This is a genomic window from Bradyrhizobium sp. USDA 4369 (genome assembly GCF_054056435.1).
In genome coordinates this window covers 3,597,902-3,619,152 of record NZ_JBSRYH010000001.1, presented here as the reverse complement: position 1 = coordinate 3,619,152, position 21,251 = coordinate 3,597,902, and the positions used below count along the sequence as shown (strand labels likewise).

The window sequence follows — 21,251 nt, the reverse complement described above, 5'->3', positions numbered from 1 at the left end:
GCGGCGAGCTCCCGGCCTCCCCTGCTCCCTTTGATCAGCGAGAGACAATCGAGCAAGGCTCGGGCGCCTGCGCGCCGCGAGAACGCGAGCCGATGCCCCTCCTGCTACCCTTGGCTGTTTGACAAGGACAGCGAACTTGGCTGCCTTATGCAGCGATTCAAATTGAAAGCACACTCACAATTGTGACGGCCTTCACAGCCGGTCCGCGCCGCGCGTGTTAGCAATCACAACAGCCAAGAGCCGGGCCACCGGCCGAAGGAGCCGACGACCGTGACGGAAGCACCAATGGCGATACCGAACGACAAGGTCGCCTTGATCACCGGGGCGGCGCGCGGCATCGGGCTTGCGACTGCGAAGCGATTCCTGCACGAGGGCTGGCGCGTGGCCCTGCTCGACATCGAGCAACAACTGCTCGACCACGCCACATCCGCTCTCCGGTGCCCGGATCGAACCCTCGCGTTGCATTGCGATGTATCGGACGCGGCCATGGTGGCCGACGCGCTGGAGCGCATCACCCGGCGGTTCGGCCGGCTCGATGCGCTGGTCAACAATGCCGGCGTCGCACGCTTCGCCCCGATCATGGAGACGACCGAGACCGACTGGCAACGCATCCTCGACGTCAATCTGACCGGACCGTTTCTTTGCACGCGGGCCGCGGTGCCGCTGATGCGCGAGCATGGCGGGGCCATCGTCAACATCACCTCGATCTCGGCCGTGCGCGCATCCACGCTGCGCTCCGCCTACGGCACCAGCAAAGCGGCCCTGGCGCATCTGACCAAGCAGCTCGCGGTGGAACTCGCCTCCGCCGGCATCCGCGTCAATGCGGTCGCGCCGGGACCGGTGGAGACCGCGATGGCAAAGGCCGTCCATACGCCGGAGATTCGCGCCGACTATCACGACGCGATCCCGCTCAACCGCTACGGCCTTGAAGAGGAGCTGGCGGAGGCCATCTTCTTCCTCAGCTCGGAGCGATCGAGCTATATTACGGGCCAGGTGCTGGCGGTCGACGGCGGCTTCGACGCGGCCGGAATCGGGCTGCCGACCTTGCGCGGTGAACGCAGGAACGCATAGGACGCAGGAGCGCATGAGACCATGCCGAGCCGGATGCGCATCATCCTGACCTTGCTCCTCGCGGTGGTGCTGTGGGGGATCGCCACGATGCTGGCGCGCGCCGATATCCGCATCATCTCTTCGCCCGGCGGCGAGGTCGGGCCATTTCTCAGCCTGTTCGAGAAGGTCCGTGCCTCCGGCGAGCGCGTGGTGATCGACGGCCCATGCCTGTCGGCCTGTACGCTGGTGCTGTCCGTCTTGCCCGAAGACCGCATCTGCGCCGTGCTCGGTTTCCACGCGGCGCGCTCGGTCGATCGTCGGGGGCGGACTTATGCCGAGCCCGAGGCCTCGAAGCTGGTGCTGCAGACCTATCCAGCGCCGGTGCGCGGCTGGATCGCGCGCCGCGGCGGCCTGACGTCGCGGCTCCTGATGCTGCGCGGGCAAGAGCTGAAGGCGATGTACGCCTCCTGCCGCTGACGTCGGGATGCGGTCAAAAGCCCTCGGCTGGGCAGTTGATCATCCAGGGAATGCCGAAGCGATCGACACCCATGCCGAAGCCCTTGGACCAGAACGTCCTGCCGAATGGCATGGTGACGGTGCCACCGTCGATCAGCGCGTTGAACTTGCGCTCGGCGTCGGCGACATCGTCGATCTGCAGCGAGACGGAGATGCCCTGCGGCTTGCCCTGATAATATTCGGGCGGAGAATCGGACGCCATCAGGACATCGCCGCCGATCGAGAAGCGGACGTGCATGATCCTGTCCTTGTGCTCCGGCGCCGACGGCATCTCGGGCGGAGCCTCGCCATAGCGCATCATCATGTCGATCTTCGCGCCGAGCACAGTGCCATAGTGCTTCAGGGCCTGCTCGCAGTCGCCATTGAAGGTGAGATAGGGACAGATCATGTCATCCTCCTTGGTTGGAAAGCTGATGCGTCAGCGCAGCGGCAGCAGCGCGCGCAGGCGGCGGTCGCGCAGCCACAGGCCGCCCCACACCATCAGCCCGAGATAGAGGCCGAACAGCACGTGGCTGAACAGCGGACTGCCGATGCGGACATGCGCGGCGATGGCGCCGCCGAGATAGCCGGTGAGCAGGATCGCACCCAGCAGCGACATCGAGGGCAGTGCATAGAGCAATGTGCAGAGCAGCGTGATCAGCCCGAGCGCCCGGGCCATGGCGTCGCTGCCGCCATAGCCCATCTGATCCATGGTCTGGGTGACCACATCAAGCGGGATGAGCTTGATCGCGCCATCGAACGACAGGAACAGGATCACCAGCCCGCTCAGGATGCGGCCGCCCCACAGTTCAGCGCGCGAGACCGGCTGGTCCAGGGTGATCGTCGACATTTCAAGCTCCTTTCCGTGATGCTGCTCCCAGGACGATCGAGCCTTCGTGCCGCCGACAGATCCGACGAAATTGTTGCACGGATTCCCAAGCCGACGTCCCGCGATGTCCGATGCGGCTCATCGCCCCGGACGCGCCGTGGCGCTGTCACGCATCAGACGGTCGAGCTGCATGCGGATATGCGCGGCCTCGGCCGAGCTGTGTGCCAGCGCGATGGCGCGATCGAAGGCGGTGCGCGCCTCGTCATTGCGCCCGAGCTGCATCAGCAGCGCGCCACGCACACCGAAAAAGTAAAAATAGTTGGCGAGCCGGGTCTCGAGTGGCGCGATCAGATCGAGCGCCGCCTGGGCGCCGCGCACCTTCGACACCGCCACGGCGCGATTGAGCGTCACGACCGGCGACGGCTGCACCACTTCGAGCGCGCCATAGAGCAGGTCGATCTGCGTCCAGTCGGTGTCCTCCGGACTGATGGCACGTGCATGCAGCGCCGCGATCGCCGCCTGGATCTGGTAGGGGCCGCTGCGGCGATGCCGTATCGCCTTGTCGATCAGCGCCAGGCCTTCGGCGATCATCGGCTGATTCCACAGCGTGCGGTCCTGGTCCTCCAGAAGGATCGGCAAGCCCTCGGCATCGAAGCGGGCGGCGCTGCGTGCATGCTGCAACAGCAGCAGCGCCATGAGGCCCATGATCTCCGGCTCGCCCGGGAACAGCCGCAGCAGCAGCCGCGCCAGCCGGATCGCCTCCTCCGACAGCGGCTGGCGGAGCGCGGCGGCCTCGCCGCTGGCCGAATAGCCCTCGTTGAAAATGAGGTAGATCATGGCGGCGACCGCCACCAGCCGCTCCGCGCGCTCCACCGCGCCCGGCGTCTCGAACGGCACGTTCGCTTGCGCGACGCGCGCCTTGGCCCGGGTGATACGCTGCTCCATCGCGGCCTCGCTGACCAGGAAGGCACGGGCGATCTGCTTCACCGTCAGCCCGGACACGACGCGCAGCGCCAGGGCGATCTGCTGCGTTGCCGGCAGCTCCTTGTGGCAGCAGATGAACAGCAGCCGCAGGATGTCGTCGCGGTAGTGCGAGCCGTCGAGCCGGTCGGCGAGCGCGCTCTCGGCATCGTCGAGATCGGAGATCGCCTCATCATCCGGCAGCGGCTGCTCGCGGCGGACCCGCCGGACATCGTCGATCCCGGCATTGCGTCCGACCATGATCAGCCACGCCGCGGGATCGCGCGGCGGGCCGTTCTGCGGCCAGCTTTTCAGGGCGCGCAGGCAGGCGTTCTGGAACGCCTCCTCGGCGGCGTCGAGGTCACGGAAATAGCGCAGCAGCGCGCCGACGGCCTGGGGACGTGCTGATGTCAGCGTTGCATCGATCCAGGCCCCGTCGGTCATGTCAGCGCTCCGCCCGGCCTGAACGTCCCAACAGGACGGATTTCATACGACCCGCCGGGATTGGCCTCGCCGAGCTCGCGCGCAACTGCCAGCGCCTCGTCGAGATTGGCGCAGTCGACGATGTAGAAGCCGAGCAGCTGCTCCTTGGTCTCGGCATAGGGACCATCGAGCACGAGCGGCGGGTCCTCCTTGCGCAGGGTCGTCGCCGCCGTGGTCGGCAACAGCCGCGCCACCGGCCCGAGCCGTCCCTGCTTGGCGAGCTTCTCCTGGATGACCGCGAGCTTGGCCATGACCGCGGCATCCTGGTCCTTGCTCCAGGCGCAAACGACGTCCTCGTCGTGATAGCAAAGCAGCGCGTATAGCATCGGCAGGCATCTCCCTTCGTCTTCAAGACGGGGAAGTATGCCTGCAACCGACAACGCGACGAAGAATTTTCACGTGTTCCGCAGGCTGGAACAGCCAGTCTACCAGGATATGCCGTACTTGGCGGCAATGTTGCGCGCCCGCGTCTCCTGCGCGCTTTCGCGCGGCTGCTTGGCACGCCCCGCCTGCCGCTGCGACTGGCCCTGTCCCTGCCCTTGACCTGCGGCGCCCTGGCCCGCCTGGTTGCCGGCGCCCTGGGTCATGCCCGGCGCGGCCCCCTGCTGGCCGCCGCTGTTGCCGAGGGAGATGCCGTTGGCCGACAGAATCCCGCCGACGTCGATGGTCTGAGCCTGGACCGCGGCAGAGGCGAGAATGAAGGCGGTGGTGAGAAGCAATTTGCGCATGACGATGTCTCCGTGTTGACGTTCGGAGATTGGCCTGCCCGCGCGATCTGGTATGTGGGGCAGATCACTCAAGCTTCGAGGACCTTCCGATGAGCAAAGGCGCGTTGGCGCTCCTGATCCATGGCGGCACCGACAATTGGTCGCCGCAGCGCTGGAAGACACGTTTCGACGACGTCTGCGGCGACCGTCCGGTGGTGCTGCTGCCCAATGCCGGCCTCGACCTGGCCGAGGTGCACTACGCCGCGGTGTGGAAGCCGGTCCCCGGTGAGCTCGCCGGCTTTCCGAATCTGCGCGTGATCTTCAATCTCGGCGCCGGCGTCGATGCGCTGATGGCCGACAAGACCTTGCCGAGCGTGCCGCTGGTCCGCGTCGCGGTGGACGATCTCACGGCGCGCATGACCGAATATGTCGTTCTGCACGTGCTCATGCATCATCGTCAGGAGCTTTACCTGCGCGAGTCGCAGCGCGTGAAACGCTGGGCACCGAAATATCAATGGCCGGCAGCCGCGATCGGCGTCGGCATTCTCGGGCTGGGCACGCTCGGGATCGATGCGGCCGAGGTCCTCAGGCGCATCGGCTTCCAGGTCGCTGGCTGGAGCCGCAGCGAAAAGCAGGTTGCAGGCATCGAGACCTTCCATGGCGGGGCGCAGCTCGACGCGTTCCTGGAGCGGACCGACATTCTCGTGTCGCTGCTGCCGCTGACGGCAAATACCCTCGGCATTCTTGACCGCAAGATGTTCGCCAAGCTGCGGCGCTCGTCGCCGCTCGGTGCGCCGATCATGATCAATGCCGGCCGCGGCGGCCTGCAGAACGAGGCCGACATCCTCGCCTGCCTCGACGACGGCACACTCGGTGCCGTCTCGCTCGACGTGTTTGGACAGGAGCCGCTGCCCGCCGACAGTCCGTTCTGGACGCATCCGAAGGTCGTGCTGACGCCGCACAATGCGGCCGACACCGATGCCGACGCGATCTCGCGCTACGTCGCCGAGCAGATCGCGACCTTCGAGGCCGGCGGCGCGCTGCGCAACCTGGTCGATCGCGTCAGGGGCTACTGACGCGATCTGCCGCCCAGCATCAAGTCGATCGCGCCGGCGACGATCGCCTCCAGCTCCGGGCGCGGCACCCGCGCCCGGGCGCGGACCGCGATCGAATGGATCGTGGCCGAGGCGAGCTGCGCCAGTACCACCGGGTCGGCGCCCTCAGGCAGTTCGCCCTTCTCCTTGGCGCGGCGGAAGCAATGCGCGAACGCTCTGTCGAGCTCGGTCAGCGCGTTCTGCACCATGGCGCGGATATCGGGATCGGCCACGGCTTCCGACCCCGCCGTCATCACCGTGAAGCAGCCGCGCGGCCCCTCCTCGCCGGAGAGATAGATGTCCAGCGCAGCGGCGAAGATATGCTCCAGCTGTCGCCGCACCGGCCAGTCATGGCGGAAGATCTCGCCCATCGCGGCGCGGGCATTGTCGCGATAGCGCTGATAGCTCTTGATGTAGAGCTCGCGCTTGTCGCCGAACGCGCCATAGAGGCTCGGCCGATTCATGCCCGTTGCGGCACTGAGATCGTCGAGCGACGTCGCCGCGAAGCCCGTCGTCCGGAACAGATCGAGCGCCTTGCCCAGAGCGACATCCGGCTCATAGGCGCGCGGCCGCCCGCGCCGTTTCGGTTCGGGTCGCGCGGCCGCTTGCTCGGGGACGGAGCCTTCAGACGAAGGCCCCTTCTTTTTTTGTACCATTTCGCACTAAAATCCTTGACCGCCGATATATTATGCGAGACAGTATAAAAATCAATGAACGCTCCGGTCCGGAGCCCCAGGGAGACGTCCATGGACTTGTATTTCTCGCCGCTCGCCTGCTCGCTCGCCACCCGCGTCGCGCTCTATGAAGCGGGCGCACACGCAAACTACCTCGAGGTCGATCCAAAGACGAAAATCGTCCTCAACGACGGCTCGGATTTTCGTACTGTCAATCCGCTCGGCCTCGTGCCGACCCTCCGCACCGATGACGGCGACCTGCTGACCGAGAACGCGGCCATTCTGCAATATGTCGCCGACCGCTTTCCCGAGGCCAAACTCGGCACCAGTCCCGGCATGGATCGGAGCCGGCTGCATCAATGGCTCTGCTTCATCGGCACCGAGCTGCACAAGGGCCTGTTCATTCCGATTCTCGACAAGACCGCCCCCGACGACATGAAGATGCATGTTCTGAAGAAGAACCTGTCGCGCCTTGATCATCTCGAGACCCATCTGCGCAACCGAGATCATCTGCTCGACCATTTCAGCGTCGCGGACGCCTATCTTGTGACGGTGATCAACTGGACCATGGCAACGCCGCCGATCGAGCTCGCCAAATGGCCAGCGGTGAAGGCCTACTACGAGCGTCTGCGCCAGCGACCGGCGATCGCACGCGCCATCGCCGAGGAGTTCGAGCTCTACAAGACGGAACTGGCGCGCCACAGAGCGGCGGCATAGCCGGATGCGTGTCATCTTCGTCGCGCAGCGCTACAGCTGCGCAGCGGACCGAGTCGGCACGGTATCCAATACTTGACCGCAGAGACGTCGGGTTGCAATCCTCGAATCGCAGGAGGATTGCACGTGGCAGGAACATCCGTACGCGACAGATTGCTGGCGGACCGGCGCGCGCTGCTCGATTTGGGCACGCGCAATCGGCTCGTGCACATCCCGCTCAAGACCAAGAACATCCGGACCATCGAGATCGCCGACGCGCGCTCGGCGACGCTGTTCGAACTCCTCAAGGAAGGCAAGCGTTTCACCTTCCTGCCATCGAAGACGGAGACAGCACCGGAGGCCGAGGGCGCGGCGGCGACCGCAACGCCCGTCATCGCGACCACGGCGCCCGAGGCGGCGGCACGACAGAACGGGGAAGGTTCGGACGCGCAGGCCCGGCCGTCCGAAACGCGGCTGCAGACTCGGTTGTCATCCGAGGCGCTGCAGAAGCGGCTGCTGGATATCTGGTACGACGCCAGAACGCTGGAGGAGGAACAGGGCGTCAACATCCTCTACCTCGCCTTCGGACTGCTCAAATGGTTCGAGGATGAGAAATCCGAGGTCGAGCGGCTTGCTCCCCTGGTGCTGCTGCCGGTGCGCCTGGAACGCAGCAGCGCTGCCGAGCGCTTTCATCTCGTCTCCCGCGCCGAACCGCCCTCGCCCAACCTCTCGCTACAAGCCAAGCTCAACGAGGAGTTCGGGCTCAAGATCGAGGATTTTGGCGACGAGGACGACGTCGATATCGCGAGCTATCTGGCCGGGATCGCGGAGACGGTCGCGACCAAGAAGACGTGGGAGGTCAAGTCGGACGCGATCGTTCTCGGCTTCTTCTCATTCTCCAAGTTCCTGATGTATCGCGATCTCGATCCCGAGACCTGGCCCGCAGACGGCGCGCTGGATCGGCACCCGCTGATCACGGCGCTGCTCCAAAACGGCTTCGAAGCATCCGAGCCGATCGTGGCCGACGATGGCAAGATCGATCCGGTCATCCAGCCGATCGCGATGAACCATGTCGTCGACGCGGATTCATCGCAGGCTGTAGTGATCGAGGAGGTCGTGCGCGGGCGCGACCTCGTCGTCAAGGGGCCGCCGGGAACCGGCAAGTCGCAGACCATCACCAACATCATCGCCACGGCCGCCGCCGAGGGGAAGACGGTTCTGTTCGTCGCCGAAAAGATGGCGGCGTTGGACGTCGTGCACCGCCGGTTGAAGGCAGTTGGCCTCGGCTCCCTGGCCCTCGAGCTTCACTCCAACAAGGCGAACAAGCGCGCTCTGCTAGAGGAACTCAAGCGCTGCAAGACGGCCCGGGTGCCCGCACCACGCGGCGAGCCGACACTGGTGCAGCGTCTCACCGACAGTCGCGACAGTCTGAATCAGCACGCCGAGATGATGCACCGCCCGCACCAGCCGAGCAGGCTGACGCCGTTCCGGTTGCTCGGCCATCTCCTGCGCTGCGGAGAATCCTCCGCACAGCCGGCGCTGCCCTTGCAGGGCGCGCCCTCCTGGACTCCCTTGGAACTGGAACGGCGGCGCGAGCTGATCGCAGAGCTGGCCGAACGGATTGCATCCGATGGGCCACCTCATCTGCACCCCTGGCGCGGCGTCAACCGCGACGCGCTGGACCCCGCCGAGATGGCAGAGCTGCGAACGTCGCTGGGTGACATTGCGGAGGTTCTCGGCCGCGTCACCACGGCAGCGGGGCGCATCGGCTCACTGCTCGATCTGCCTGCGGCGGTCACATTGGCGGATGCCGCAGGCGTGCTGGCATGCGCAGAAGCCGTGGCAGCGATGCCGGAGTGCGACAAGGCTGCTTTCCGGGATCCGATATGGAGCCGGCCCCATGAGGTCGCCGACCTCGTCGACAAGGGTCTCCGCTATGCCAAATTGAAGACGGCGTTCGAATCCGCTTTCGTGGAGTCCGCCTGGGATGCATCGATGGCCGATTGCCGCAAGGTGATCGCGGAGAAAGGCAACTCCTGGCTTCGCCTCCTCAGCACGAACTATCGCGCGCAGATGGCGCTGCTGAGCTCGTATTTGAAAGTGCAGATGCCGAAAGCGCTCGATCAGCGCCTTCTGCTGATCGACGGCCTGATGGCGGCGCAGGCCGCGCGCCGGTCCTTCGAACAGGTCGAGAGCGCCGGCAGCGCTGCGTTTGGAACCGCGTGGCACAAGGAGCAGTCGGATTGGGATGCGCTTTCGAAACTCACAGCCTGGTGGAACGCATTCCCGAAATCACTCGCGAACGACGACGCGCGCCAATTGTTGACGCGGCTCACGCTGTCGGCCGACGAACGACAGGCGATCGATCAATTCAACAGCGATCTCGCCAGCCTGCGGTCGGGCCTGCAGCAGCTGATCGGTTTTCTGGATCTGGAGCCCGGCCGCATCCCGCTCGACGCCAGTGATCGCATCCGCTTTGACGAACTGTCCCAGACCCTGTCGGCGTGGCAGGGCTCCACCGAGCGCCTCACCCGCTGGATCGCTTTCATGGATCGCGTGCGCCGGGCGCGCACGGATGGGCTGGCGGCGCTCGTCGATGGGGCGCTCGATGGCTCCTTGCCGGGCGAGGAGCTGGAACGGGCTTTTGACAGATCCTATTACGATGCCATGCGCGGCGTGATCTTCGCTGAGCATCCCGAGCTGAAGCGCTTCGACGGCGAGTCGCACAGCCGGCTCGTCGACGGCTTTCGCAAGCTCGACCTCGAACGCATGCAACTGGCTCGCGATCAGATTGCCTCTGAGCACGCGGCGGCGCTGCCGCGCAATGCCGGCGGCATCGGTCCACTTGGCGTGCTGAATGGTGAGATTGCGAGACGGCGTAATCATCTTCCGATCCGGCAGTTGCTGGAGCGCGCCGGCCCTGTCATTCAGCAGATCAAGCCGATCTTCCTGATGAGTCCGCTGTCTGTCGCGCAATTCCTGAAGCCCGGCGCGATCGCCTTCGATCTGCTCGTGGTGGACGAGGCCTCGCAGATCGAGCCGGTCGATGCACTCGGCGCCGTCGCGCGCTGCCGGCAGATGGTCGTGGTCGGTGACGAGCGGCAGCTGCCGCCGACCCGCTTCTTCGCGAAGCTGACCGGCAATGATGACGACGACCGCGATGACGAGGACCAGCCGACCTTTCAGGTCAAGGACGCCGAAAGCATCCTCGACCTCTGTCTGGCCAAGGGTCTGTCGCATCGGATGCTGAACTGGCACTATCGCAGCAAGCATCAGTCGCTGATCGCGGTCTCCAACAAGCAGTTCTACGACAACCGGCTGTTCATCGTGCCCAGTCCCTACGACGCCGTCGCCGGCATGGGACTGAAGTTCAACTATGATCCCGATGCGCATTACGAGCGCGGCAGCAGCCGCACCAATCCCAAGGAGGCAAGGATTGTGGCCGAAGCCGTCATGCGCCACGCGCGGGAAACGCCGCAGAGAAGCCTCGGCGTCGCGACCTTCTCCGTGGCACAGCGCCAGGCCATTCAGGACCAGCTCGAGATGCTCCGCAAGGAGAGCCCGGAGACGGAAGACTTCTTCGCGTCCGGCACGAGCGAGCCGTTTTTCGTGAAGAACCTCGAGAACATCCAGGGCGATGAGCGCGACGTCATCTTCATCTCGATGGGCTACGGCAGGACGAAGGAAGGCTTCGTGTCGATGAGCTTCGGCCCGCTGAATTCGGATGGCGGCGAGCGGCGGCTGAACGTGCTGATCTCGCGCGCCAAGCTGCGCTGCGAGGTGTTCTCCTCGATCACCGGCGACGACATCGATCTGTCGCGCGCCAAAGGCCGCGGCATCGCCGCGCTGAAAACGTTCCTGACCTTCGCCCAGACCGGCCAGCTCGACATCGCGCAGGAGACCGGCCGTGATCCGGATTCGGTGTTCGAGGAGCAGGTCGCCGCCAGGCTGCGGGCGCTCGGGCATGACGTGAAGACACAGATCGGCACGGCCGGGTTCTTCATCGATCTCGCGATCGTCGATCCCGACAAGCCCGGCCGTTTCCTGCTCGGCATCGAGTGCGACGGGGCGCAATATCATGCGTCCCGCTCGGCGCGCGACCGCGATCGCCTGAGGCAGAACGTGCTGGAGGCGCATGGCTGGGTCCTGCACCGCATCTGGTCGACGGACTGGTTTCTCCGGCCCAAGGAGGAAACCGAGAAGGTCGTGCGTGCGATCGAGGCGGCCAAGGCGCATTGGCGGGAGGTCGACGAAGGCGCGGTCGCGGCGCAGCCGGTCCCTCCGTCACGCGTCGAGGCGCCTGCACCGGAACAGGCCGAGGATCGCGTTGCTCCGATGGTCGCACAGACGCCGGCTGTGGTCGCGTATGAGGAGGCGAAGCTTCGGGTGCGCCGGGAGGTCGAGCCGCACGAGACCTCGCTGAAGGATATGACGCGCCACGTCGCCGAGATTGTCGCCGTCGAAGGGCCGGTGCACGAATCGGAAATCATCGTACGGATCAGATCGGCCTGGGGCCTCGCCCGCGCGGGCAATCGCATCCGCGATGCGGTGAGAGCAGCCCTGAACGCGGCTGTCGCCAACGGGCAGATCGCCGGAGGTCCGTTCTACGCAGTACCGGGGCAGGCGGTCATCGTCCGAAACCGTGAGGATGTGCAATCGCAATCGATGCGCAAGCCCGAGATGCTGCCGCCGGACGAGATCAAGGCGGCGATCATCCAGGTCGTGCAGCAGAACTACGGCGCCGAGGACGACCAGTTGGTCCAGGCCGTTGCCCGGCTGTTCGGCTTCGGCTCGACCAGCGCCCAGTTGCGCGACGCGGTTCAGGGCAGCCTCCGCGAGCTGCTGGAGGCGGGACAGCTCCGCCGCGAGGGAGACATGGTGAGCAAGCCGCAGGACGCTTCGCCTGCTGCGCAGGGCTCTACCAGTTAGTAGGCGAGGTCCGCCTTCATCAGGTCGCGCAGCGCCCTTGGGATTGGCTGCGCCTTGCCTCCGCTGATGAAGGCGACGCGGACATCGGCCTTGACGAGCACGGCCTCTCCGCGCCGCACCTCCTGCGCCAGCGTGATCGAGGCGCCTTTGACCGCGATCGGCCAAGTGACGACGTCGAGCACGTCGTCCATGCGTGCCGGTCGCAGGAAGTCGAGCGTCATCGAGCGCACGACGAAGGCGAAGCCGGGCGCCTCGCTGGCCGCCTCGGCGAACAGCGCATGCTGCTCGGCCCCCATCAGCCGCAGATGATTGGTGCGGCCGCGCTCCATGAAGCGGAGATAGTTGGCGTGATAAACGATCCCCGAAAACACTGGTTTGACGATGTCGCAACAGAAGCCTAACGGGTTGCTTTCATTGGGTCGCTGGACGGCTAAGGCGCGAATGGCGAGCAGGTTTACCTATGGTCTTCCATAGCAAGCCGCAGCGCCTTCGGGATGCGCTGTGCTTTTCCGCCTGAGATAAAGGCTACGCGTACACGCGCCGTGACTAAGAGATCGTCTGCGCGCCTGCATTCCTGCAGCAAGGTAATGGACGCGCCTCTCACCTCTTGCGGTAGCGTGACGACGTCAAGCACGTCGTCCAAGACCGCCGGCTTTAGAAAATCGACTGTCATCGAACGGACAACAAAGGTAAAGCCGGGCGCACCGTTCCGCGCTTCTTGGAGCAGCGCGTGCTGATTGGTTCCAAGCAGGCGCAAGTAATTCGTTCTGCCGCGTTCCATGAAGCGCAAAAAATTCGCGTGATAAACAATTTGGCCGGAGTCTGTATCTTCAAAATAGACGCGGACCTGCATCTGATGGCGTCCGTCGCGAATTTCGCCGTCAAGAGAGGCTGTCACATTGCGATTCCCATTATTGCGGTTCCGAGAACCAATTGTCTTGCACAGAGGCGCTTTTCTGAGCAAGCGCCAAAACTCTTGGGCTTGGCTCCTGCAGTCGGAAGCTCCAGCGCCCTGCCGTGTGAATGCGGCATGCACTTTGCCGGGGATCAATAGCGGCCAGCCAGACAAAGTGTCGCGAAGCGTTGGTGCCCAGGGAGGGAATCATACGCAACCACCGACACGACGGCCCGCCGGAAAGCATGTCGCCGTTCAGGGCATTCGCCCGCATCGCCTGCGTGAATGCGGCGATCTTCTCTTCCGTGACCCTACAGATCGGTCACTCATATCAAAAGTATACATTGCCGGAACCTGACGAAGAGACACTCACGCCGAAAGAAGTACTTTTCCGGATCATTAACTAAGTGGCGGAGAGGCGTCATCCCTTCGGCTTCACCTTGAGGTTCATGTTCGTCCCGCTGCACGGACAGCGCAGCGATTCTGGAATTCCTTTGGGCGTCACATAGAGCCACGATTGGCAATCGTTGCACCGAAAGCAGTCAAGAAGTTCGCGGAACGCAGAGACCACCGGCTCGAAGTCCCTCTTTCCAAAATTAGCCCACTCATTGTAGTGGACCGCCTTGTTCACCGCCCATTGTTCGACATTCATCGCCCCAGACGAGCTGGAGAGCGTCGTCTTGCGGGTGCCTGCTATTTCCTTGGCCGCAGCATTGCTCCATGACTGAGCCGACTCGGCTGCTTTGCCATAAAGATCCTTCATGCGGGACAGAACGCTTGGCAGCAATTCTCCCAGCTCATAATTCCCGTCAGCGCGGAATGCCGGTCTCGCTCCGAGTTGGTCCGCCATGTGGCGCGATGCGTATTCAAGATGGTGACGAAGGCTCGCCGCTGCGGTGTCAACTTTACCTTTGGCCAGGGACCCGGCGATCTCGTCCCAGATTTCGGTGTTCGACTCGACAAGCGGACCGGTGTCGACCGTCCAGCTATGGAAAGCCAGGGAGGTCTTGGCAGTGACAAGGCCCGCCGATTTCATTTGCTCGGCCCAGAGCCGATCATGGGTCGTGATCACGAACTGCGTGTTGGGGAATTGAGATTTAAGGAGCTTGCAGAATTGATAGCGATGCGCTGAATCCACCGACATTACCACGTCGTCAAGCAGCGCGATGGTGAAGCGGTCCGCAAAGAGCCTCTTCATTAGCGCGAGGTAGAGGCAAACCCCCATCCCGTCCTGGTGGCCTTCGCTATGATAGGCTCCGGGCGGAAAAAGACCCCGCTCATAGAAGTTTACGTTGAAGTCGAGCTTGCCCTCACTCGGCGTCAGCTTCGCCGTGAACCTAACTTCATCGTCTTCGTTGATGGCCTTGTAAAACTCGCTGAAATCTTCCTGCACGGCTTCATACAGGGCATTCAATTCATCTTCCATCGCACGGCAATAAGCGTCATATGCCTCTTGTGCCGAGGCGCTCGCGATCTTCGCCGCTTCGTTTTTCCGCATCGCCTCGCGATAGTCATTAAGACGGAGCTGAGCCGTCGTCAAGAATGTCTGCGCTTCGACCGTGGCGCTTTGATCGGGTTTTGCCTCAATCTTGCCGGCGAGGGCTTTCAAAGCGGCGGGAAGGGCCTTCGGCGTGGCGGACCAGCCGCTGGCCAGACGGTCTTTCAGGCCCATGAGGCCGTCCATCGAGATGAGCTGAGCTTTCAGCTCTTCAAGGTTCGTAGTCCAGGCCGTGATCAGATTCGCGCAAGCAGCATCGCCTTCGCCGGATGCGACTTTCAGGGGTGGTCCGAGAAGGGCGAGCAGTCGGACAACGTACCGCGCAAGGTCGCTTCCGCTCTTTAGCAGTTCCCCCTGTAGCTTGCCCGCCTCCTCCGATTTCGCGAGTTTCGCGTTCAGGTGATCGCGAAGGTGCTCTTCATCGTCCCAAGGGCGGTCGCACAGGGGACAGTCGGGGCCGTCGATGAGGTCGAGACCCTTTTCGATCAGGGCGCGCCGCTGTAAGGCGTCGAGCAATGCCGGATCGCTTTCAAGGCGTGCCATGCTTGAAAGAATGGACGCCACTTCCTCCTTGCCAGCATTGGGCAATAAGCCGAGCGCCTCGGTCAGAGCCTTCAAATCGCGCAGTACCGAAGCCTTGTTAAACTCTGGCGCTTTGCCCGTCTCGGACAGGCCCGCATCGAGCTTAGTAACGGCAGTGAGTTTTTCGATTGGCGTAAGGCCGAGCGCGACGCGCCTTTCATTTACGGCAGCAAGGAGTTCAGCTGCTTGAAATGTCGCGATCCGAAGGTGACGCTGCAGCGTGTCGCGGCTCGCCTGCACCTGTCCTGCAGCAATTTTGTGAGCTGTCTGTAGCCTGCTCTGCGCCGTGTTCAGCGCCCCGCGCGTCTGGCCGATCTCCTCAAGCTTCAGGATCGTCTGAATTTCTTCGGACCGCTTGGCCGGTTCGACGAGGATGAAGCGGAGAATCTCGCGGCGGGAAAGCGTGATTTCAGGATGATCGGCGGTCTCATCAAGCACAGCTTTGATATCCGCGTCGGCGGGAACGATCTTGGGTTTCCGCGGCGCTGAGACCTTTCGCGTTATCTTCGCTGATTTCCCCAAGGACGGAATGAACACCTTGAGCTCGACGAACGCGGCGTCCGGAAACTTGGTCTTGTCGACGTGGGGACCGTGTTCGGCAACAGACAGGCCTTTTGTGCCTCGGCCCGTTAGGCGGCCTATCTGCCCGGTCAGCCCGAATTCGATGGCATCGATCACGCCGCTCTTGCCAGAGCCGTTCGGCCCGGAAATCGCGAATGTGCCCTTACCGAAATTGATATCTAGCTTTCGGATTCCCCGGACCTCTTCGATGTGAGCCGATTCGAGCTTGATCACTTCACGTCACCGTCTTCGGCAGCCGTAAAAATCTTCACCAAGTCCTCGGGTTTCACCTTTTTGCCGTCCGCAAGGAGCTTGCGCAGCTGCTCGATTCGGCTGGCATTCACGGCATCGCTGCCCGAAAGATTGTCGAGAAACTTCTTCGCAATTGTCTGCTGAAGCGTAGCCACACAAACCTCGATCGTCGTGAAGGGCGCTCACGCCAACTGGCCCAGCCGACGGAACGGCGGCCGGTGTGGCATCCGAATTCTATCCTATTCTGCACTCGCCAGGAACGGGAGACGGGCGCCCCGAAATGGCCTTGGACGCCGGAAATTGAGCCCGGATGTCGGTTGGTTACGGAGACGCAACCACCGATACCGACATTCGCTGATGGTGGCTATTTGACGGTCGAAGCCGACTGTTAGGCCTCAGGCTGGCGGAGAGGGAGGGATTGCCACGCTGTTCACAGAAACCCAATAAAATCAGGCATTTCTTTCAAGCCCGATGACGCTGTGTGTACCAGTCTTGTGTCCCGAAGTCGACGGATTCCGCTCCACCGACCGCAACAAAATGCCAGCGGTTTCAGTCGATGATCTAACACCTCCGCGCTAAATCAGTTAAGAGCAGCTTCCCCTCCGTCCGACCATCAGTCAATCGCTCTACCTACCCACCGACCCCCTCCCCACCGCCCTTAGAATTCACTTCCCCTACGGACGCGCCAGACCGCACCCTCCATGATCGCGTCGTAGAGGTCGGCCCGCCGGCGTGGGCCCCCTAACCGCGTCTACTTCTTCTTGCGTGCCGCGGCCCGCGCGTCCGCAATGGCCTGTTTGAAACCAGCCGCATCGAGCACGCCAGGAACACGGAACGTCCCCACGATGAAGGCCGGAGTCCCCTGAAAACCAAACGCTTCAGCCTGTTCATTGTTGCGGGCCAACAGCGCTTCGATGGCAGGTTGGTACGTCGCCATATCCTTGACGACTTGGTCGACGTCGATGCCGGCCTTCGAGAGTAGGTCCTGGACGATTTGCTCGCTCAGCTTCGTGGTGGCCCCGATGAGAGCGGCATGCGCTTCATGGTACTTGTTTTGATATTTGGCCGCGAGGACCATCTTCGCCGCATATTGCGAGGCTGGGCCGAAGATCGGCCAATCCTTCATCACAATACGCAGCTTTCCATCTTCTTTGGCGATCTTGACCAATTCCGGAGCGACTTTCTTGCAGTACGGGCATTGATAGTCGAAATACTCGACAATGGTGATGTCTCCCTGCGGATTGCCCATTGACGGAACGTCGGGGTCGCGCAAGACGCTTTCCCGGAAGGCATCGGCGCTCTCCCCCGAAGCAAAGGTTGAAAGGCCGACGAAGCTTCCGATGGTGACGCTAATTGCGATGGCGACAATTATTCTCTTCATGGTGTGACCTCTATTTGGAACGTGCCGCCGCGTCATTGAACGCAGCCGACACAGACGATGTGGAAAGGAATTCGGAAAGCACGATGCCGTCAGGAGCCGCAGGGCCGAAGACGATGTTGAAGGGAATTCCGTAGCGACCGTACTTGTTGAGAAACCGCGCGATCTCCGGATCCGGTTTGGTCCAGTCGGCGCGCAGGGGCACCACGTCCGAGGAGAGCCGCCCCGCGACCTCCTGCCCGTCGATCACAAGAGCCTTGTTGATCTTGCAGGTTATGCACCAGTCCGCGGTGACATCCACGAACACCGTGCGACCTGCAGCGACAAGCAACTGCACTTCGTGGGCCGAAAACGTGCGCCAAGGAATCTGCTGGGCGGGCGATCGATGCTCCGGTGTGAAAGCGGCAAGAGCTGCAATGACGACCGCGATCGCCGCACCCGCCCCCGCGACCATCCTGAGTGGCGCCCCTTTCGCCAGGCCGAGGACGGCGAGTGCCGAGGCTAACGATGCGCCGATCGAAATAGCCAGTGTCGTTCCGGCGACCTCGCCGAGAACCATCAGGAGCCACCCGGCCGTCGCCAGCAGCGCGATTCCGAAAACCCGTTTGACACCAGCCAGCCATGGCCCCGGTCTTGGGATGAACTTCGCTATCCCAGGAAACGCGGCAACGATCAGATATGGCGACGCCATGCCGATGCCGAGGGATGCGAAGATGATCAGAATCTCGCCAGTCCCCTGCGACAACGCGAAACCTACGGCCGTTCCGACAAGAGGAGCCGAGCACGGCGTTGCGAGGAGGGTCGCCACGAAACCGCTGAAAAAATGCGACGTCGTGGACGTCCCGCCCGCGATCCCGCTCACTTTCGTCAGCAGCGCGGATGGCGCAGCGAGATGAAGGAGTTCGAACTGGCTGGCGGCGAACAGCGACAGGACGATCGACATTCCCGCCAGGAACATCGGCTGTTGGAATTGAATGCCCCAGCCGACGCTTGCGCCTGCTGCCTTCATGCCCGCCAGCACGCCCGCAAGAGCTAGGAACGACAGGAGGATGCCGGCCGCCGTCGCTGTGAACCCCCTGCGCACCTGTCTCTTGTCGGCCGTGCTGCCGTGAACGAAGGATAGAAGCTTCAGCGAGAGCACCGGAAATACGCACGGCATCAGGTTCAGGATGAAACCGCCGGCGAGCGCGATGCCGATGAGTGCGAGCAAAGTTGACGGGGTGGACCCCGGCCGGGGATCAACGGACTCCGCCGAGCCTGCTTCCCCACCGGCCTGCAACGCGGGCGATACCGCCAGAACGGACCCGCCGTCGGATACCACCGTGGCGGTCACCGGCCGATTGCGGATGCTGTCAGCCGTCTCGCCTGGCAGATCGACGGTGAGCGTCGCGCGGTTGCCATGATCGAACGTCACGACCGGCTTGTCTCCGCTCAGCGGAGGATCGCTCTCGATAAAGGCGTCGGGTGCGAGAAGAGGCTTGCTTGAGGCGACCTCGATCCGCAACGACGCGGGCCCCGTAGAGGAACGTTCGATGGAGAGAACAGACAGCACGTCGGACGTGGCCCCCGGAACCTTCAAACGCCATGCGTCGATGGCGGCCTGGGATGGACCGCCCGCTCCCGGCTGGATCGTGGCGTCGAGTACTCGCTCGTCGCGGACGCAGATGGTGCTACAGGCGTAAACAGCCAGCTTGAGGCGGATGTGCGTCGCGACGTTTGGGTCGCGAACCTTGATCCTAACCGGAAAGAGTACCTCATGCGTGTACCCGACCGTTTCGAACCCGAGAATGGAGAGCCGGGACGGCGCAGGCCACTGCACCTCCGCCTCGACCAGGTTCGACGAACCGGACCAGTCGAACTCGGTCGGCAGGCCCGCGTCGCCCGGCGATTTCCAGTAAGTTTTCCAACCCGGCCCGAGATTGAGATGGACCCCCAACCATGTCTCGTCTGGGGCCGCCGCCGTCGAACCGCCCACCGTGAGGTCGGCCCTGATATCCGGCTTTTGCGCTGCCGGAGGCGTGAAGGTCTGGCCAAATGCGGCGGATGCGAAGAAGACGAAGACGGCGACGACGGTGAACAATCGGATGTTCGTCCTCATCAGCGCACCTCCGCTGTGATCGACGTCCCGGCTGCGACCGACGAGGTCGAACGCGATTCAGCCTCGGAGAGAACGACGACCTTGGATCCGACGGGCACGCGGTTGAAAAGATCGATCACATCCTGATTCAACAGCCGGATGCATCCGCTCGACACGTTCTTGCCGATGCTTTCCGGCTCGTTGGTGCCGTGGATACGGTAGAGCGTGTCCTTGCCGCCCTGGTAAAGATAGAGAGCCCGCGCTCCCAGCGGGTTCGCGATTCCCGCGGCCATGCCCTGACGGTATTGCTTGAGCTCGGGTTGCCGGGTGACCATGGCAGAAGGCGGGGTCCAGGTCGGCCACTGCGCCTTGCGGCGGATGTCAGCCGTTCCGGTCCATCCGAAGCCCTCGCGTCCCACGCCCACGCCGTAGCGGAGAGCGAAGCCGCCTTCCTGCACCAGATACAGAAATTTGGCATGGGGATCGACGACGACGGTGCCGGCAGGATACCTCGCGGCATAGCGCACGCGCTGCTTGACGAATTTCGGATCGATGGACTCAGCTTCGATCGCGGGGATGCGAACGGCGCCGTCGGTAAGGCCCGCATACTGCGGTTGAGGCGGTGTCGCAAAGGACGCCTGCTGCAACGTCGCCTGGTTGCAGGCAGCCAACAGAACGGTCAATCCGGCCGAGCAAAAGACGCGCATCAACGGATGCGCCGCCGCACGGAATGCGGCTAACGGCGATGTCATGAGATTTCTCCAGGGATTTATGGACGCAATAAGAGCGTCAGCGCGAAGCTGCCGACGTTACGCGCCGATCCGGGGAGGCCTGAACTGAGGAACGCCGATCCATTGCACATGGAGCGTCATGTCGGTGAAGGACGCTAATCCTGCATCGGTATGCAGGGGAGCAAATACTACCGAACTCATTGCTTCGAGTCCGACCATGGCGCCTGCGCTGCACGACGTGACGGCACCCGGGACCATCCGCTGGCAGGGTTTTCCGCCTTTGACGGCGTGATTCTTCAAGAACGCCGTCTGGACAGCGATCTCCGCCTTTGAGACGCCCCGTGCTGACGCGGGCTGCAGGAGGGATGCACACAGGCCCACCATGCAGAGCACGGCCAGCAGCAAACGAGACAAGCTCGTCCGCCGAGGCGCGGTTCCGATGGCATGGGCAGGATTCGGGTGCATTGTTGCTTTCTTCTCTAGCTGGAGCGCGACTGGCAAATCACCAGTCCGTGATGCCTTCGTGTTCCACGCTTGCCAATCACATAAGCATTACCTAATTTAGAAATTACTAATGAGGACAAAGACGATGGTTCCCGATGCCAAGAATCTCGCGGACTTCCAGAAGAACGCGACGGAGGTCGCGGGGATACTGAGCGCGCTCGCCAACGAGCGGCGCCTCATGATCCTCTGCAAGCTGGTAGAATACGGCGAAGCGACGGTGGGCTCTCTTGTCGACGCCGTCGACATAAGCCAGTCGGCATTGTCCCAACACCTTTCGAAGATGCGCGACGAGGGCATCGTCACGTTCCGCAAGGAAAGCCAGACGGTTTGGTACCGCATCGCCGACCCTCGCATCGAAAAGCTGTTCGCGACGCTTCACGACCTGTTCTGCCGCACCGCGCGCAAAGCCCGTAAGCCACGGGGAGCGCTCCGATGACCGAATTCACTCCAGGATCGGCCCTCGCGGGCGGATTGATGATTGGTGCTTCCGCGTCGCTCCTATTGATCCTCAACGGAAGAATCGCAGGCATCAGCGGAATCGTGGCGGGCCTGTTTCAGCGCGACCTCCGAGAGGTCTCATGGCGGGGGGCCTTCGTGGTCGGCGTATTGCTGACGCCCCTCCTCTATGGCGTCATCTTCGGTCCGCTGCCTCCTGTCACGTTCGATGCCTCCGCGGGCGTGATCGTGGTCGCAGGGTTACTCGTCGGCTTCGGCACGCGGCTGGGATCAGGGTGCACCAGCGGCCACGGCGTATGCGGCCTTTCACGCAGATCTCCGAGATCGTTGGTCGCGACCGGCGTCTTCATGATCACCGCCGTCGTTACGGTGCTCGTCACCCGTCACCTGATCGGACAATAGC

The 21,251-nt window shown here is 63.2% G+C and carries 20 protein-coding genes; 7 read left to right on the top strand and 13 right to left on the bottom strand.

Annotated elements, in window-relative coordinates; genetic code table 11:
- Positions 1 to 285: 285 nt before the first annotated feature.
- On the top strand, positions 286 to 1,071 hold the full coding sequence (locus ACVIJ6_RS16440; protein ID WP_456777002.1) for an SDR family NAD(P)-dependent oxidoreductase: 786 nt from the start codon (positions 286 to 288) through the stop codon (positions 1,069 to 1,071).
- Positions 1,072 to 1,092: 21 nt separating this feature from the next.
- Complete coding sequence (locus tag ACVIJ6_RS16435) at positions 1,093 to 1,527, top strand: hypothetical protein (protein ID WP_456773518.1); 435 nt, start codon at positions 1,093 to 1,095, stop codon at positions 1,525 to 1,527.
- A gap of 13 nt (positions 1,528 to 1,540) precedes the next feature.
- Here the strand turns inward: ACVIJ6_RS16435 and ACVIJ6_RS16430 are convergent, their stop codons facing one another.
- The 5 genes from ACVIJ6_RS16430 to ACVIJ6_RS16410 all read right to left on the bottom strand — a co-directional run bounded on the left by ACVIJ6_RS16430 (position 1,541) and on the right by ACVIJ6_RS16410 (position 4,545).
- Positions 1,541 to 1,954, bottom strand: a complete 414-nt coding sequence (locus ACVIJ6_RS16430) for a VOC family protein (protein WP_456773517.1) — start codon at positions 1,952 to 1,954, stop codon at positions 1,541 to 1,543.
- Positions 1,955 to 1,984: 30 nt separating this feature from the next.
- The gene (locus tag ACVIJ6_RS16425; protein WP_456777001.1) at positions 1,985 to 2,353 is read right to left on the bottom strand and encodes a DoxX family protein; all 369 of its coding nucleotides are present in this window, start codon (positions 2,351 to 2,353) and stop codon (positions 1,985 to 1,987) included.
- Positions 2,354 to 2,512: 159 nt separating this feature from the next.
- Positions 2,513 to 3,778: an RNA polymerase sigma factor gene (locus ACVIJ6_RS16420; RefSeq protein ID WP_456773516.1), complete on the bottom strand. Its 1,266-nt coding sequence runs from the start codon at positions 3,776 to 3,778 to the stop codon at positions 2,513 to 2,515.
- Positions 3,775 to 4,143, bottom strand: coding sequence for a YciI family protein (locus ACVIJ6_RS16415; RefSeq protein ID WP_012046719.1), 369 nt, complete (start codon positions 4,141 to 4,143; stop codon positions 3,775 to 3,777). Before ACVIJ6_RS16415 ends, ACVIJ6_RS16420 begins: the two co-directional genes overlap by 4 nt.
- Before the next feature lie 99 nt (positions 4,144 to 4,242).
- Complete coding sequence (locus ACVIJ6_RS16410) at positions 4,243 to 4,545, bottom strand: hypothetical protein (RefSeq protein ID WP_456773515.1); 303 nt, start codon at positions 4,543 to 4,545, stop codon at positions 4,243 to 4,245.
- Between the two features lie 89 nt (positions 4,546 to 4,634).
- On the opposite strand from ACVIJ6_RS16410, the gene ACVIJ6_RS16405 reads away from it, so the two are divergent.
- Positions 4,635 to 5,600, top strand: coding sequence for a 2-hydroxyacid dehydrogenase (locus ACVIJ6_RS16405; protein WP_456773514.1), 966 nt, complete (start codon positions 4,635 to 4,637; stop codon positions 5,598 to 5,600).
- On the opposite strand, the gene ACVIJ6_RS16400 is transcribed toward ACVIJ6_RS16405, so the two are convergent.
- A complete protein-coding gene (locus tag ACVIJ6_RS16400; RefSeq protein ID WP_456773513.1) occupies positions 5,594 to 6,274 on the bottom strand; it encodes a TetR/AcrR family transcriptional regulator in 681 nt (226 codons plus the stop codon). The two genes, ACVIJ6_RS16405 and ACVIJ6_RS16400, sit on opposite strands and share 7 nt — an antisense overlap.
- Positions 6,275 to 6,364: 90 nt before the next feature.
- Between ACVIJ6_RS16400 and ACVIJ6_RS16395 the strand changes: the two genes are divergently transcribed.
- Together ACVIJ6_RS16395 and ACVIJ6_RS16390 are read left to right on the top strand one after the other, a co-directional pair.
- Positions 6,365 to 7,009 carry a glutathione binding-like protein gene (locus tag ACVIJ6_RS16395; protein WP_456773512.1) on the top strand — a complete coding sequence of 215 codons (645 nt, stop codon included), beginning with the start codon at positions 6,365 to 6,367 and terminating at the stop codon, positions 7,007 to 7,009.
- A gap of 123 nt (positions 7,010 to 7,132) precedes the next feature.
- Complete coding sequence (locus ACVIJ6_RS16390; RefSeq protein WP_456773511.1) at positions 7,133 to 11,914, top strand: DUF3320 domain-containing protein; 4,782 nt, start codon at positions 7,133 to 7,135, stop codon at positions 11,912 to 11,914.
- Here ACVIJ6_RS16390 and ACVIJ6_RS16385 read toward each other — a convergent pair.
- From ACVIJ6_RS16385 to ACVIJ6_RS16355, 7 genes are all read right to left on the bottom strand, one after another.
- On the bottom strand, positions 11,911 to 12,285 hold the full coding sequence (locus ACVIJ6_RS16385; RefSeq protein ID WP_456773510.1) for a YbgC/FadM family acyl-CoA thioesterase: 375 nt from the start codon (positions 12,283 to 12,285) through the stop codon (positions 11,911 to 11,913). The genes ACVIJ6_RS16390 and ACVIJ6_RS16385 overlap by 4 nt on opposite strands.
- Positions 12,286 to 12,368: 83 nt before the next feature.
- A complete protein-coding gene (gene ybgC, locus ACVIJ6_RS16380; RefSeq protein WP_425988291.1) occupies positions 12,369 to 12,812 on the bottom strand; it encodes a tol-pal system-associated acyl-CoA thioesterase in 444 nt (147 codons plus the stop codon).
- Positions 12,813 to 13,230: 418 nt separating this feature from the next.
- On the bottom strand, positions 13,231 to 15,684 hold the full coding sequence (locus tag ACVIJ6_RS16375; RefSeq protein WP_456773509.1) for an AAA family ATPase: 2,454 nt from the start codon (positions 15,682 to 15,684) through the stop codon (positions 13,231 to 13,233).
- On the bottom strand, positions 15,681 to 15,857 hold the full coding sequence (locus ACVIJ6_RS16370; RefSeq protein ID WP_425988295.1) for a hypothetical protein: 177 nt from the start codon (positions 15,855 to 15,857) through the stop codon (positions 15,681 to 15,683). Before ACVIJ6_RS16370 ends, ACVIJ6_RS16375 begins: the two co-directional genes overlap by 4 nt.
- 596 nt (positions 15,858 to 16,453) lie before the next feature.
- Positions 16,454 to 17,083: a DsbA family protein gene (locus tag ACVIJ6_RS16365; RefSeq protein ID WP_425988297.1), complete on the bottom strand. Its 630-nt coding sequence runs from the start codon at positions 17,081 to 17,083 to the stop codon at positions 16,454 to 16,456.
- A gap of 10 nt (positions 17,084 to 17,093) precedes the next feature.
- The gene (locus ACVIJ6_RS16360) at positions 17,094 to 19,178 is read right to left on the bottom strand and encodes a protein-disulfide reductase DsbD family protein (RefSeq protein ID WP_425988300.1); all 2,085 of its coding nucleotides are present in this window, start codon (positions 19,176 to 19,178) and stop codon (positions 17,094 to 17,096) included.
- Positions 19,178 to 19,909: a L,D-transpeptidase gene (locus ACVIJ6_RS16355; RefSeq protein ID WP_425988303.1), complete on the bottom strand. Its 732-nt coding sequence runs from the start codon at positions 19,907 to 19,909 to the stop codon at positions 19,178 to 19,180. The genes ACVIJ6_RS16360 and ACVIJ6_RS16355 overlap by 1 nt, the downstream gene beginning before the upstream one ends.
- A 568-nt stretch (positions 19,910 to 20,477) precedes the next feature.
- On the opposite strand from ACVIJ6_RS16355, the gene ACVIJ6_RS16350 reads away from it, so the two are divergent.
- Together ACVIJ6_RS16350 and ACVIJ6_RS16345 are read left to right on the top strand one after the other, a co-directional pair.
- Positions 20,478 to 20,828 (top strand): ArsR/SmtB family transcription factor, encoded by a 351-nt coding sequence (locus ACVIJ6_RS16350; protein ID WP_425988306.1) that lies wholly within the window; start codon positions 20,478 to 20,480, stop codon positions 20,826 to 20,828.
- Entirely contained in the window at positions 20,825 to 21,250 is a 426-nt protein-coding gene (locus tag ACVIJ6_RS16345; RefSeq protein ID WP_425988309.1) for a YeeE/YedE family protein, read from the top strand. Before ACVIJ6_RS16350 ends, ACVIJ6_RS16345 begins: the two co-directional genes overlap by 4 nt.
- The last annotated feature ends 1 nt before the right edge of the window (position 21,251 follow it).

Coding starts and splice junctions, on each gene's coding strand:
- ACVIJ6_RS16365 (WP_425988297.1), bottom strand. CDS start 17,083: ATGAAGAGAATAATTGTCGCCATCGCAATTAGCGTCACCATCGGAAGC.
- ACVIJ6_RS16400 (WP_456773513.1), bottom strand. CDS start 6,274: ATGGTACAAAAAAAGAAGGGGCCTTCGTCTGAAGGCTCCGTCCCCGAG.
- ACVIJ6_RS16360 (WP_425988300.1), bottom strand. CDS start 19,178: ATGAGGACGAACATCCGATTGTTCACCGTCGTCGCCGTCTTCGTCTTC.
- ACVIJ6_RS16355 (WP_425988303.1), bottom strand. CDS start 19,909: ATGACATCGCCGTTAGCCGCATTCCGTGCGGCGGCGCATCCGTTGATG.
- ACVIJ6_RS16395 (WP_456773512.1), top strand. CDS start 6,365: ATGGACTTGTATTTCTCGCCGCTCGCCTGCTCGCTCGCCACCCGCGTC.
- ACVIJ6_RS16435 (WP_456773518.1), top strand. CDS start 1,093: ATGCCGAGCCGGATGCGCATCATCCTGACCTTGCTCCTCGCGGTGGTG.
- ACVIJ6_RS16440 (WP_456777002.1), top strand. CDS start 286: ATGGCGATACCGAACGACAAGGTCGCCTTGATCACCGGGGCGGCGCGC.
- ACVIJ6_RS16350 (WP_425988306.1), top strand. CDS start 20,478: ATGGTTCCCGATGCCAAGAATCTCGCGGACTTCCAGAAGAACGCGACG.
- ACVIJ6_RS16415 (WP_012046719.1), bottom strand. CDS start 4,143: ATGCTATACGCGCTGCTTTGCTATCACGACGAGGACGTCGTTTGCGCC.
- ACVIJ6_RS16420 (WP_456773516.1), bottom strand. CDS start 3,778: ATGACCGACGGGGCCTGGATCGATGCAACGCTGACATCAGCACGTCCC.
- ACVIJ6_RS16430 (WP_456773517.1), bottom strand. CDS start 1,954: ATGATCTGTCCCTATCTCACCTTCAATGGCGACTGCGAGCAGGCCCTG.
- ACVIJ6_RS16405 (WP_456773514.1), top strand. CDS start 4,635: ATGAGCAAAGGCGCGTTGGCGCTCCTGATCCATGGCGGCACCGACAAT.
- ACVIJ6_RS16345 (WP_425988309.1), top strand. CDS start 20,825: ATGACCGAATTCACTCCAGGATCGGCCCTCGCGGGCGGATTGATGATT.
- ACVIJ6_RS16410 (WP_456773515.1), bottom strand. CDS start 4,545: ATGCGCAAATTGCTTCTCACCACCGCCTTCATTCTCGCCTCTGCCGCG.